This is a genomic window from Thermodesulfobacteriota bacterium, assembly GCA_039028315.1.
GTDB lineage: Bacteria > Desulfobacterota_D > UBA1144 > Nemesobacterales > UBA2774 > CR02bin9.
The window spans coordinates 1-12,636 of the sequence record JBCCIH010000045.1; the positions used below are offsets into that span (position 1 = coordinate 1).

13 protein-coding genes and 1 tRNA gene are annotated in these 12,636 nt (G+C 41.0%); 12 read left to right on the top strand and 2 right to left on the bottom strand.

Annotation, left to right across the window (positions count from 1 at the left end):
* From AAF462_04335 to AAF462_04380, 10 genes are all read left to right on the top strand, one after another.
* Nucleotides 1–309: TRAM domain-containing protein (locus AAF462_04335; GenBank protein MEM7008343.1), on the top strand; the 309-nt coding region annotated here is incomplete at its 5' end.
* A gap of 27 nt (nucleotides 310–336) precedes the next feature.
* Entirely contained in the window at nucleotides 337–801 is a 465-nt protein-coding gene (locus tag AAF462_04340) for a bifunctional nuclease family protein (GenBank protein MEM7008344.1), read from the top strand.
* A 99-nt stretch (nucleotides 802–900) separates the two neighbouring features.
* On the top strand, nucleotides 901–2,223 hold the full coding sequence (gene trmFO / locus AAF462_04345) for a methylenetetrahydrofolate--tRNA-(uracil(54)-C(5))-methyltransferase (FADH(2)-oxidizing) TrmFO (GenBank protein ID MEM7008345.1): 1,323 nt from the start codon (nucleotides 901–903) through the stop codon (nucleotides 2,221–2,223).
* A gap of 126 nt (nucleotides 2,224–2,349) precedes the next feature.
* Complete coding sequence (locus AAF462_04350; protein ID MEM7008346.1) at nucleotides 2,350–2,694, top strand: MerR family transcriptional regulator; 345 nt, start codon at nucleotides 2,350–2,352, stop codon at nucleotides 2,692–2,694.
* 48 nt (nucleotides 2,695–2,742) lie between these two features.
* Nucleotides 2,743–2,819, top strand: a tRNA-Pro gene (locus AAF462_04355).
* A gap of 82 nt (nucleotides 2,820–2,901) precedes the next feature.
* Entirely contained in the window at nucleotides 2,902–3,669 is a 768-nt protein-coding gene (gene surE, locus AAF462_04360; GenBank protein MEM7008347.1) for a 5'/3'-nucleotidase SurE, read from the top strand.
* Nucleotides 3,662–4,249 (top strand): YqaA family protein, encoded by a 588-nt coding sequence (locus AAF462_04365; protein MEM7008348.1) that lies wholly within the window; start codon nucleotides 3,662–3,664, stop codon nucleotides 4,247–4,249. The genes surE and AAF462_04365 overlap by 8 nt, the downstream gene beginning before the upstream one ends.
* A 45-nt stretch (nucleotides 4,250–4,294) precedes the next feature.
* Nucleotides 4,295–5,503, top strand: coding sequence for a glycosyl transferase (locus tag AAF462_04370; protein MEM7008349.1), 1,209 nt, complete (start codon nucleotides 4,295–4,297; stop codon nucleotides 5,501–5,503).
* Nucleotides 5,496–6,311 (top strand): mannosyl-3-phosphoglycerate phosphatase, encoded by an 816-nt coding sequence (gene mpgP, locus AAF462_04375; protein MEM7008350.1) that lies wholly within the window; start codon nucleotides 5,496–5,498, stop codon nucleotides 6,309–6,311. The genes AAF462_04370 and mpgP overlap by 8 nt, the downstream gene beginning before the upstream one ends.
* A gap of 106 nt (nucleotides 6,312–6,417) precedes the next feature.
* Nucleotides 6,418–7,314 (top strand): energy transducer TonB, encoded by an 897-nt coding sequence (locus AAF462_04380; protein MEM7008351.1) that lies wholly within the window; start codon nucleotides 6,418–6,420, stop codon nucleotides 7,312–7,314.
* A gap of 4 nt (nucleotides 7,315–7,318) precedes the next feature.
* Here the strand turns inward: AAF462_04380 and purM are convergent, their stop codons facing one another.
* Nucleotides 7,319–8,356 carry a phosphoribosylformylglycinamidine cyclo-ligase gene (purM, locus tag AAF462_04385; protein MEM7008352.1) on the bottom strand — a complete coding sequence of 346 codons (1,038 nt, stop codon included), beginning with the start codon at nucleotides 8,354–8,356 and terminating at the stop codon, nucleotides 7,319–7,321.
* A gap of 151 nt (nucleotides 8,357–8,507) precedes the next feature.
* Between purM and glyQ the strand changes: the two genes are divergently transcribed.
* Nucleotides 8,508–9,395 (top strand): glycine--tRNA ligase subunit alpha, encoded by an 888-nt coding sequence (gene glyQ, locus AAF462_04390; protein ID MEM7008353.1) that lies wholly within the window; start codon nucleotides 8,508–8,510, stop codon nucleotides 9,393–9,395.
* On the top strand, nucleotides 9,380–11,467 hold the full coding sequence (glyS, locus tag AAF462_04395) for a glycine--tRNA ligase subunit beta (protein MEM7008354.1): 2,088 nt from the start codon (nucleotides 9,380–9,382) through the stop codon (nucleotides 11,465–11,467). Before glyQ ends, glyS begins: the two co-directional genes overlap by 16 nt.
* An 11-nt stretch (nucleotides 11,468–11,478) precedes the next feature.
* Here the strand turns inward: glyS and rny are convergent.
* Nucleotides 11,479–12,636 (bottom strand): ribonuclease Y (rny, locus tag AAF462_04400; GenBank protein MEM7008355.1); only part of this gene is annotated, 1,158 nt, incomplete at its 5' end.

Sequence of the window (12,636 nt, forward strand, 5' to 3'; positions counted from 1 at the left end):
CCCGGAACAGTGGCCGCAGATTTTTCGGAGGACACATATGTTGATCCTGACCTTGCGAGCGAAAGACTTACCGAGCTTCAGTCATATCAGAAAGAAATTACGTCCACAAAAAATAAATCTCGTGTAGGCTTAATAGAGAACGTACTTGTTGAGGGCGAGAGCCGAAACGATCCTGAGTTTTTATCAGGCAGGACTGACCACAACAGGATATTAAATTTTAAAGGTCCTAAGAGCCTTGTTGGTAAGACGGTCAAGGTGAAAGTTACAGAAGGTCTTTTGAACTCACTTAGAGGAGAATTGGTGGTATAATCATTTAGGAGGCAGCACATGTTAGAAATGAAAGTTTCCGGAATTGCGCTAGATCCATTTACAAACACCCCAATTGTAATCCTCAAAGATTTGACCAATGAAAAAACTCTTCCAATTTGGATTGGATTTATGGAAGCAAGCTCTATTGCTATGGAGCTTGAGAAGACTCCCCGCGTTAGACCTATCACCCATGACTTAGTTAAGAACTTGATAGATAAGCTTGGATATCACGTCTCAAAAATTGAAGTAACTGATCTTAGAAACGATACTTTCTATGCAACCATGCATTTCAAAAAAGAGTCTGAGGAGTATGTCTTAGACGCAAGGCCAAGCGACGCCATAGCTATAGCGATAAGGACCGAATCTCCAATTTTTGTAAACGAACAGGTCCTAGAGAAATCTAAGAGCATAGAAATTGACGATGACAAAGAAAAGCTCGATAAGCTCCTAGAAGACTTGCCCGAAGGAGATTTCGGCAAATACAAGATGTAAAGTGTTTAATTCATACCTAGGTATTAAGTCAACACGCCAAAACTTAAACGTTTTATATCCCTTACATTAATAGATATATATTCAGGTAGAATAACGCCCATGTCAGAGCGAAATTATATAACTGTGGTCGGAGGCGGGCTTGCGGGATGCGAGGCTGCGCATCATGCTTCCAAGCTGGGAGTACGGGTCAAACTTATTGAGATGAGGCCTGAGAAAATATCCCCAGCCCACAATTCAAATGATTTAGGGGAGCTCGTTTGCAGCAACTCTCTTAAGTCTGACTCGTTGGATAACGCAAGCGGCGTTCTCAAAGAGGAGATGAGAAAGCTGGGCTCACTGGTAATTGAAGCGGCTGATAACAACCGAGTGCCGGCAGGAAAAGCCCTTGCGGTTGACCGCACAAAATTCGCCGAATACCTGACTAAAAAAATTGAGGAGAATCCTCTTATAGATCTTGTGAGAGAGGAGTTCAAAGAAATACCTGAGAATTTAGAGGCGCCTTTAATTATAGCAAGCGGCCCGCTTACTTCAGAGCCACTTTCAGAAAGCATAAAGGATCTCTCTAACTCCGATCATCTGTATTTCTATGACTCTATATCACCAATAGTTGATGCGGATAGCATAGATTATGATGTGGTTTATAGGGCATCACGATATGAAAATGGAGTTGAGGAAGAAGGTGATTACTTAAACTGCCCTCTAAATAAAGAACAGTACTACAGTTTGATAGACGAGCTTTTAGAAGCTGAAAAAATAGAGACACGTGATTTTGAAAAGGGTATATATTTCGAGAGCTGCCTTCCCGTTGAGGTAATCGCAGAAAGGGGAAAAGACACTCTTAGGTTTGGCCCGGCAAGACCCGTTGGGCTCAAAGATCCTAGAACAGGACACACGCCCTATGCTGTTGTTCAGCTAAGGTGTGAAAATAAACAAGCGTCCATGTATAACCTCGTTGGGTTTCAAACCAAGCTTAGATACCCTGAGCAGAGAAGAATATTTAGAACTATTCCTGGGCTTGAGAGCGCTGAGTTTATGAGATATGGAAGCATGCACAGAAACACATATATAAACTCTCCTGAGCTTATGCGCCCTACTCTAGAGTTTATGCATAGCAATAACTTATTTTTTGCAGGGCAAATCCTTGGCGTAGAAGGATATGTGGAATCTGCGGCAATGGGCATAATTGCCGGGATAAACGCTGCGAAGAGCCTCAAGGGTGAAAAGCCCATAGTACCGCCAAGAGAAACAGCACTCGGATCACTTATTAACTACATTACAGACCAAGAAGTTAAAAGCTTTCAGCCTATGAATATTAATTTTGGCTTGTTCCCGCAGATTGAAAAGAGAATGCCAAAAGCTGAGAAGAAAAAGCTAATTGCTAATAGAGCAATTGACTCCATCTCTGAATTTAATACTAATTAACCCTTAAGAATCTATTTGAACAAAGCTTGTAGAAAAATCAACTATAGATCATAAGCTCCAGCAATAACTATCTATTTTAATGAAAAATACTTGACTTTTAGTCTAATTTGGAATAGGGTTACAATTATGTACGGGCAGCAGGCTGAGGTGCAGTTACCTGATAAAATCTACTTTCGGATAGGTGAGGTTAGCGACTTTACCGGTATAAAGCCATATGTGCTAAGATACTGGGAAAGTGAATTTGACCAGATCAATCCTATTAGAAGAAAGTCCCAGCGTCTTTATGACAGAGAGACCATCCATACTGTCATCAAGATTAAGAATATGCTCTATGAGCAGAATTTCACTATTGCCGGGGCCAAGAAAAAATTAAAAGAAGAAGCCAATCAAAAAAGGGTCAGCACTAAAGTAAATGTGCTCCTTCATGAAGTACTTGCCGAGCTAAAATCCATTAAAAAAGAATTAGGTTAAACTCCCAACCAAAGCATTTTCCATTTATAATAAGATTTATTACATAGTCGGGGTGTAGCGCAGACTGGTAGCGCATCGGTCTGGGGGACCGGAGGTCGCCGGTTCAAGTCCGGCCACCCCGACCACTCTAAAAGACCTCTTTTAAGTAAGTGTTTAATCATGTATTTTGTAATCCTTAATAACGGCCTTTCAAAATAGCAAACGCATATGCCTAAAAGAATATTAATATCTAATGACGACGGAATTAACTCCGAGGGAATTCATAAACTTTTTGAGACGCTAAAAAAGTTGGGTGAAGTATACATTGTTGCCCCCGACAGAGATCAAAGTGCGGTTAGCCACTCGCTAAGTTTATTCAGGCCACTAAGGTTGGACAAAATATCAGAGTTTGTATACACCGCAGACGGAACCCCAACTGACTGTATAAACCTTGCCATAAACGGCTTGCTTAGAGACAAGAAGCCTGATCTGGTTGTGTCTGGAATAAACAAAGGTGAGAACTTAGGGGACGACATTACATATTCAGGCACGGTTAGTGCCGCCATGGAGGGAACACTTTTAGGAATACCATCTATTGCAATATCACTTGTTGGAAGAAGGGATTTTAATTTCGACCATGCGCTGGATCACGCGGAATCCATTGCTAGGTATGTGCTGGATAAAGGACTACCAAGAGACACCCTTTTAAATGTCAATATTCCCAATAAGCCTCATCGTGAACACAAGGGGATAATGATTACACGTCAGGGAAAGCGTCTTTATGATGAGCCTATTGTAGAAAAAGTTGACCCGAGGGGCAAGAAATACTACTGGATTGGCGGCGATGAACTTGGATACATACATATTGAGGAATCTGATATTGTGGCAATAAATGAGGGGTATGTATCGGTAACTCCCATAACTCTAGATCTAACAAAGCATGACTTTTTAGAAACTCTAAAGTCTCATCTGACAAAGGACGATAGTGATGATTAGAAGGCTTTATGATTGGGTGCTAAGCTGGGCGGACACAAAATACGGAACCCCTGCTATGGCTATTGTTTCCTTTATGGAATCATCTTTTTTTCCAATCCCTCCTGATCCACTGCTTATGGCGTTGTGCTTAGGCAAACCAAAAAAATCATTTTGGTATGCGTTTATCTGCTCCGCAGCATCGGTGCTCGGAGGCGTGCTGGGTTATTTTATTGGATGGGCCCTTTGGGATCTGTTAAGCGGCTTTTTCTTAACATATGTTTTTAATGAAGAAGCTTTTAATTACGTGGGTGATCTATATAATCAAAATGCCTTTTTAGCAGTACTGGGAGCTGCCATAACACCTATACCTTATAAGGTATTCACTGTCGCAGCCGGTGTGTTCCATATAAGTTTATTTTATTTAATAATTGCATCCGCCATTGGTAGATCAGCTAGATTTTTTCTAGAGGCTGGTTTAATTTATTTCTTTGGTGAGAAAATAAAGAATTTCATCGATAAGTACTTGAATCTATTAGCTACCCTGTTCTTTGTACTAATAGTGCTAGGTTTTATCATAGTTAGGTTCTTATTAAAACATTAGTCGTTACAATGGGTATATGATAATATAAAGAGCGAGGGATAACATATGGGCGATTTTCATCAGACAGAAACTATATCCACACTTCATAGGCTCAAAACAGACAATCTTGAGCAATTAGAAGAAGAGCTAAATGAATTTTCTGAAAGCAGGCCAATTGCACTTGTGCTACCTTGTCTATATTCGGAGCTTCAAAGAGTAGCGCTTAAAAACATCCTTGAGCATTTAAAGGATGTTACCTATTTAAACGAGATTGTAATTACAATTGGAAGAGCCAGTGAGGATGAATTCAAACACGCTCAGGAATATTTCTCCGTTCTGCCTCAAGACTATAAACTTATCTGGGATGACGGAGAGAAAGTACAGTCCCTTTTTAACCTTCTTAAAGAAAACGGCCTTGATGTGGGAGACCGTGGTAAAGGAAGAGCAGCTTGGATTGCATATGGCTATGTACTTGCCAGAGAGAAAAGTGAAGTAATCGCTCTTCATGATTGCGATGTTCTAACATACAATAGAGAACTTTTAGCAAGACTCTGTTATCCGCTTGCAAACCCTAATATGGATTATGAGTTTTGTAAGGGTTACTATCCGCGCGTCACTGACAGACTATACGGCCGAGTTACAAGGCTTTTTATATCACCTATAATTAGAGCGCTTAAAAAAATTGTAGGACATATGCCGTTTTTGGTTTATCTAGACAGTTTTAGATATCCGCTCGCAGGTGAGTTTTCAATGAAAGCAGATCTGGCAAGAATAAACCGCATACCAGCAGATTGGGGCCTTGAAGTAGGATCTTTGGCTGAGGTATATAGAAATGTATCTTTAAAAAGGATCTGTCAGGTTGATTTGGCTGATAACTATGAGCACAAGCATCAGGACGTATCCGCTCATGATGCGGACAGTGGCCTTTTAAAGATGTGTACGGACATATCAACTTCACTGTTTACTATTTTATCTTCTGAGGGCGTTCAGTTTTCAGAACCCCTGTTTAATACTTTATATGTTACCTATCTAAGAATTGCTCAGGATGCGATAAAGATGTATAACGATGACGCTGCAATTAACGGCCTATTTTTTGACAGACATGCCGAGGGGCTTGCGGTGGAAACATTTGTTCAGGGCGTAAGAATTGCAAGCCAGAAATTCTTAGAAGACCCGCTTGCTTCCCCTACTATTCCAAACTGGAGCAGGGTAACTTCAGCGATACCAGATTTTCTGGACCAACTCGAATTAGCTGTTGAAGAAGACAATGCCTAAAGTTGTAATATTCACCGATCTTGATGCGACGCTCTTAGATCATAATACATATTCATTCAAAGCCGCTGCACAGGCGCTGGAACTTATAAAATCAAAGCAAATCCCTCTTATACTTTGTAGCAGTAAAGTTAGAGCTGAAATTGAATATTACCAAGACTTACTCAATATCAAATGCCCTTTTATTTCCGAAAATGGCGGCGGAATTTTTATCCCAAAGGACTATTTCTCCCTGGAGTTTAGATTCGATAGAGAATTAGGTAATTACAAGGTGGTCGAGCTTGGAACACAAAGAGAAAAATTAATCCAAACTTTAGAATCCATAAGCAAACAGACAGGCGTTAAAATTCGTGGATTCTCTCAAATGAGTGTAAGTGAAATTGCCCAGCTTTCAGGTTTAGATGAAAATATAGCAAAACTTGCTGTTCAGCGGGACTACAGCGAGCCGTGTATAATAGATAATGATGAGGAAAATAACGAAACTATAGCTGAAGAAATTAATCTAAATGGATATAGACACACACGCGGGGGCAGGTTTCATCATATATTGGGCGGAAATGACAAGGGGAAAGCGGTCGAGATGCTAACAAATATATACAGAGCGGAATTTGTAGATGTTAAAACTGTTGCTCTTGGTGACAGCTTAAATGATTTACCGATGCTTAAGGTAGTCGACATACCAATTCTTGTTCAAAAACCTGCAGGCAGCTATGACCCTGGAATTAAGCTTACAAATTTAACTTATGCTGATGGCATAGGCCCTAGCGGGTGGAACTCTTCTATATTAAAGCTGTTTATGAACTTTGAGTAACAAGCTGCTAATAATGATAGTATTTAACAAAGCCCAGTGGTAAACTAAGCAAATGGTTAGACAGATACAAATAAGGAGAAGAAAGAGGCGCCGAAGAAGTAGGCTGATGCCCTATATTTTGGGCTCGCTCGCGATCTTTCTCATCTTTATGCTCTTTGTTCACCTCTATTTAATTGATATTTTTAACCTAAGGGATCAGCTTGCCCAAGAGGAAAAGAAACAGCCTGAGTTTATTGAAATTACAGAGCTTCCTGTTCCAAAAGAGAAAGAGACCAAGAAGCCTAAGGAAACAAAGCGTTTAGCCGAAAGAAACCGCGAGGTTGAGGAAGAAAAAACAAGAGACCGTTTCACAAAACAGTCCGCAAATACTCCTCAATCCCCTCCAGTTGAACCTAAGCCCCAGATAAAACCAAAAGAAGAACCAAAGAAGGTAGAGAAAAAAGCTCAAAAAGAACCTAAAAAACAGATGACGCGCTCAGATATCACCAGGCAAAAAGAACCTGCCACTCTTCCGAAGAAACAAATAGAGAAAGAGAGGAAAAAAGCCACCGGGAAAACACCGGATCTTACCAAAGATCAGCTATTCAGCTCAAACCCCCGGCCGCAAACACTTCCTCAAAACCAGAGAACTCCACAGGATTTTCTCGGTGCCCCAAATGTGGATAAAAAAGAAGAAACAGTTGATCTAAGCACTACCGAGTTTAAATACCTCTCATATTTTCTCAAAATGAAAAGGCAAATTGAGTCGGTCTGGACCTACCCGAAAGAGTCTCAGTACAGAGGGGAATATGGAACTCTGTTTTTAGTCTTTACTATTAGAAGTAATGGCGATCTTGAGGGAGTTCAGTTGATTCATTCCTCAGGGTTTGCGCGGCTGGACAATGAAGCCGTAAGGGCCATCACTGCTGCAGCCCCATTTGCTCCTTTCCCAAAGAGCTGGGGTGGTCTTGAAAAATTGAATATAAGAGCAACATTTGAGTACAGCGGTAGGAGAATATTTTAAAAACTTATTTTATAAGAACCTGGCTCTTACCTCTTTTCCTTTTACTGACTTCGCCTATCAAATAAGCTTTCTCACCAAGAGTCTTAAGCCTTTTTATAACCTTAGCACAATCTTTTGAATCGATAACAAGTACCATACCTATTCCGCAGTTAAAGGTCCTATACATTTCCTCTTTAGCTATATGAGACTCTTGCATAAGAAGTTTGAAGATAGAAGGCATTGGCCAAGTTGAAGATTCGATCTCTACTGCGCAGCTATTTGGAAGTACTCTGGGCAGGTTCTCAAGTAGCCCGCCGCCTGTTATATGTGCAGCGGCTTTTAGGTCGTATTTCTTATGGATATCTAATACGCTTTTTACATAGATCTTTGTCGGCTCTAATAACTCTTTTTCAAGCGAACGCCTAAGTGGTTTGGGCTTGTCCGAAAGTTTGTATTTACTTCTGCCTAAAAGCACTTTTCTGGCAAGTGAGTACCCATTTGAATGAAGTCCGCTTGAGCCAAGGCCTATAATTACATCACCGGGTTGTACTGATGAGCCATCTATAACTTTATCTTTGTCTACGATTCCTACCACAAACCCGGCAAGATCAAACTCATCTTTCTTATAAAACCCTGGCATTTCTGCAGTCTCTCCACCTAGAAGAGCACAGCCAGCTTGTTTACAGCCTTTTACTATTCCTTTCACAATATCAACGCCTTCTTCAACCGTCAGTTTCGAGGTAGCAATGTAATCTAGAAAGAATAGAGGCTCGGCCCCGCAGGTCACTACATCATTAACGTTCATGGCCACAAGATCAATTCCGACTGTATCAAATTTGCCGGACATAAATGCAATTTTTAGTTTTGTGCCCACTCCATCTGCCGCAGCAAGTAATATTGGATTCTTATAACCCTTAGGCAGTGCATAGGCTCCTGAGAACCCTCCTAGCTTGCCCAGCACATTCTTATTTGAGGTGGATTTAGCCAGAGGCTTTATCAGGTCTACAAACAGGTTTCCTGCATCAATATCGACCCCTGCGCTTTTATAAGTGGTCTTTGCCATTTAGAAAAGGAAACATACCTGATTTAGTTTGTTTGAGGAATATATCCTGCTAGATATTATGGCCTTATTTCTGGCTTAACAAAAGCCAGCTTCCAAAAAACATTAAAAATGGTATTATTCTCCCTCATATTTTCAACAGATATAGAAAAACATGACATTTCAAGAACTTATTTTAGGACTTCAGGAATTTTGGGCTAAAAAGGGGTGCATTATTATGCAGCCTTATGATCTGGAAAAGGGAGCAGGAACTTTCCATCCTGCTACATTTCTAAGATGCCTTGGCCCCGAGCCCTGGCAAGTAGCGTACGTTGAGCCCTCCAGGAGGCCCACTGACGGAAGATATGGAGATAACCCAAATAGGCTTCAGCATTACTATCAGTTTCAAGTAATTCTCAAGCCCTCACCTATCGATATACAAGACTTGTATCTTGAAAGTCTTAAACATTTAGGAATTGACCCGCTGGCACATGATATTAGGTTTGTTGAGGATGACTGGGAGTCACCAACCCTTGGGGCTTGGGGACTAGGGTGGGAAGTATGGCTGGATGGGATGGAGATTACTCAGTTCACATATTTCCAGCAGGCTGGTGGTATTGATTTGAAACCTGTATCGGGAGAGATAACTTATGGTACAGAGAGAATCGCTATGTACCTTCAGGGCGTTGAAAGCGTCTATGATCTAGAGTGGACAAATGGAGTTACTTATGGGGAGATTCACCACAGAGATGAGTATGAGTTTTCAAAATACAACTTTGAAGAATCTAACCCTGAGATGTTAAGAGATCTTTTCGATAAATTTGAGAAGGAATGCGAAAATCTGGCAGAAAAAAGACTTCCGCTGCCGGCTTACGACTACTGTCTTAAATGCTCCCATACTTTTAACTTATTAGATGCAAGAGGGGCAATTGGAGTATCAGAGAGAGCTTCCTATATAGGCAGAGTAAGAGCGCTTGCAAAGATGTGCGCAGAGGCATATTTACTTGAGAGAGAGGAGATGGGATTTCCCCTTCTAAAGAAAAATCCATGGCAAAAGAGCTAATATTGGAAATCGGATCTGAAGAGATCCCTGCTGGATTTTTAGATTATGCTGTTGAGGATCTAAAATCACTGGCAAAGAAAATGCTGGATGAGAACTCACTGAGCTATTCTGACATTGAGGCATTCGGCACCCCTAGAAGACTAGCTCTTAGGGTTACTGAGCTTTCAGAACAACAAGAAGACAGGGTTGAAGAAGCTTTCGGACCTCCGGTAAAAATTGCATACGACGAGAAGGGAAACCCCACAAAACCTGCGCTTGGATTTGCTAAAGCACAAGGAGTGGATTTTAAAGATCTAACTACTGTCACCAGAGACCGAGGGGATTTTTTAGCTGTAAAACGAAATATTAAAGGACAAAAAACCGACAAACTACTAAAGGAAATCCTGCCTGATCTGATACTTTCTATTCCTTTTAGAAAATCCATGAAATGGGGAAATGGAGATCAAACATATGTGAGACCCCTTAGATGGATAGTTGCACTCTTAGGCGGCAAAACAATCACTTTTAACATTGAATCGCTTAAGAGCTCATCTAAAAGTTACGGGCACAGATTCATGCACCCAAAGGGTTTTAAAGTCTCAAGCTGGGATGATTATCAAAAAGGACTGCAAGAGGGTTATGTTGTGCTGGACCAAAACAAAAGAAGAGAAGATATTAGGAGAGGCACTTCAGAGCTGGCTGAAAAAATTGGTGGTTACATTCCGCAAGACGATGATCTTCTTGAGACAGTCAGCAACTTGGTTGAGATCCCTGTAGTGCTCAAAGGCGATTATGAGAAGGACTTTTTATCTCTTCCTAAAGAAGTGCTTATAAGCGTTATGAAAAATCACCAAAAGTACTTCCCTGTTTTTTCTAAAACAAATCAAGATGAACTGCTGCCGCATTTTATATTTGTTTGCGGAACCCCTGTTAAAGATTCTGATGTAGTCAGCAAAGGAAACGAAAGAGTAATAAGAGCGCGCTTTACCGATGCTAGATTCTTCTACGATGAGGACAAGAGCGCTCCTCTTTGGGATAAGCTCGAGGACCTAAAGGGGATGGTTTACCTCTCAGGCGTTGGGTCTTACTATGACAAGACAGAGCGTCTTAAAATAATAGCAAATGAGTTAGGGAATATGCTTGGATTTGAGAATGAAACAAGACACATTGTACGTGCCGCATTCTTATCAAAAGCTGATCTGGCAACACAGATGGTTTTTGAGTTCCCGGAGCTTCAGGGAATAATGGGCAAATATTATGCTGAGATATCAGGTGAGACCAATGAGGTTGCACAAGCAATAAAAGAGCATTACATGCCCACAGGACGAGATGGCAAATTGCCGGAATCTGACTATGGAGCAGTGCTCAGCATTGTTGATAAGATTGATAATATATCATCGTGTTTTATATCCGGGCTAATTCCTACAGGAACTTCCGACCCCTATGCCCTTAGGCGTCAGGCAATTGGTATAATCAATATTTTATTAGAGAAGAATCTTCATTTATCCTTAAATGAGTCTTTTAGTATTGGACTTAACGCTATAGCCGAACAAACAGAGGGTAAATTTTCAGATAAAACGAATGAAGCTCTTGAGAATATTATGAACTTTATGACAGAAAGGTTTAGAAACATAATGACATCAGAGGGTTATGAGCAGGATGTTGTAGAGGCCGTAGTTTCTGTTGAATTTGATGACGTTTTAGACGCCAAGAGAAAGATTGAGGCACTTACGGAATTCCGTAAGGCTGCTGACTTTGAAGCACTGGGAGCGGCGTTTAAAAGAGTTGTAAATATAGTAAAGGATCACGCGGGACAAGATATTCTAGATGAGCATTTCATAGAAACCGCCGAGAAAAACTTGCACTCTAGTTTAAATGATGTGAAAGGAAAAGTTGAAGACAAAATTATTGAAAAGAACTACCTAGATTCTCTTATTTTGATGAAGAACTTAAAAGAGCCGGTTGATAACTTTTTTGACAATGTGATGGTTATGGACAAGGATCCTAAGATAAAAGAAAACAGGCTCTCTATGCTTGCTCAGATAAAGAACCTGTTTTTCAAAATTGCTGATTTTTCTAAACTAAGTGTTTAATTCTAATTGATTTAACTTGCTATCGCGGTTGCCCTTACTTCCCTAATAACAGTTATCTTAACCTGCCCCGGATATGCAACTTCTTTTTCAATTTTTTGTGCAATCTCATGCGAGAGCAGCGCACCTTCTTCGTCATTAACTTTTGTGCTCTCAACAATTACTCTAACCTCTCGGCCAGCTTGTATAGCGTAGCATTTCTCAACTCCTCTAAAAGAGCCCGCTATACCTTCTATGTCTTCAATCCTTTTAACATAAGCTTCGTAGGTCTCTCTTCTAGCTCCAGGTCTTGCTGCGGAAATAGCATCTGCGGCCTGGCAAAGTATAGCAAGAAGTGACTGAGGCTGAGGGTCATGCGCCGCAGCTACAGCCTTAATTATTTCATCAGACTCGCCATACTTTTTCACAAGGTCCTCACCTATATCCACGTGAGAGCCCTCTATCTCGTGATCAACCGCTTTTCCTATATCGTGTAGAAGACCACCCCTTTTGGCAAGCTTTATATCAAAACCAATCTCTGCCGCCAAAATGCCGCAGATAAACGCTACCTCAATTGAGTGGTTCAAAATATTCTGAGAATAGCTTGTTCTGTATTTCAGCCTTCCTACATGTTTTGTAAGCTCAGGGTGCATATTTGCTATTCCGAGATCAAATAGCGCCTCTTCACCTGATTTCTGTATCTCACGCTCAATTTGCTTTTCCACATCTGTGACGATCTCTTCAATCCTTGTAGGATGTATGCGGCCGTCGTCAATTAACTTTTCAAGAGAGATCCTGGCAACCTCACGTCTTATAGGGTTAAGAGATGAGACTACAACAGTCTCTGGGGTGTCATCAATTATGATGTCAACTCCAGTTCTGGATTCAATTGAACGTATATTGCGCCCTTCTCGGCCGATTATCCGCCCCTTCATATCATCGTTTGGCAGATTTACCACAGATATTGTTTTCTCGCTCGTGTACTCACCTGCGTACTTACCAATAGCCAGAGCAATGATATCTTTTGCTTTTCGCTCAGAATCTTCGTTTAGCTGCTCCTCTATCTGTTTTAGCCTTATAGCAGCTTGGTGCCTAGCCTCATCCTCAATGATGTTTATAAGCTCTGTTTTGGCAGCTTCCTGGGTCATTCCGGCAATCTGTTCAATCTTCTGCTTGGCATCTTCAACCACAGC

Excerpts from the sequence above, each read along its gene's own strand:
- AAF462_04340 (MEM7008344.1), top strand. The coding sequence starts at position 337 with ATGAAAGTTTCCGGAATTGCGCTAGATCCATTTACAAACACCCCAATT.
- trmFO (MEM7008345.1), top strand. The coding sequence starts at position 901 with ATGTCAGAGCGAAATTATATAACTGTGGTCGGAGGCGGGCTTGCGGGA.
- AAF462_04350 (MEM7008346.1), top strand. The coding sequence starts at position 2,350 with ATGTACGGGCAGCAGGCTGAGGTGCAGTTACCTGATAAAATCTACTTT.
- surE (MEM7008347.1), top strand. The coding sequence starts at position 2,902 with ATGCCTAAAAGAATATTAATATCTAATGACGACGGAATTAACTCCGAG.
- AAF462_04365 (MEM7008348.1), top strand. The coding sequence starts at position 3,662 with ATGATTAGAAGGCTTTATGATTGGGTGCTAAGCTGGGCGGACACAAAA.
- AAF462_04370 (MEM7008349.1), top strand. The coding sequence starts at position 4,295 with ATGGGCGATTTTCATCAGACAGAAACTATATCCACACTTCATAGGCTC.
- mpgP (MEM7008350.1), top strand. The coding sequence starts at position 5,496 with ATGCCTAAAGTTGTAATATTCACCGATCTTGATGCGACGCTCTTAGAT.
- AAF462_04380 (MEM7008351.1), top strand. The coding sequence starts at position 6,418 with ATGCCCTATATTTTGGGCTCGCTCGCGATCTTTCTCATCTTTATGCTC.
- purM (MEM7008352.1), bottom strand. The coding sequence starts at position 8,356 with ATGGCAAAGACCACTTATAAAAGCGCAGGGGTCGATATTGATGCAGGA.
- glyQ (MEM7008353.1), top strand. The coding sequence starts at position 8,508 with ATGACATTTCAAGAACTTATTTTAGGACTTCAGGAATTTTGGGCTAAA.
- glyS (MEM7008354.1), top strand. The coding sequence starts at position 9,380 with ATGGCAAAAGAGCTAATATTGGAAATCGGATCTGAAGAGATCCCTGCT.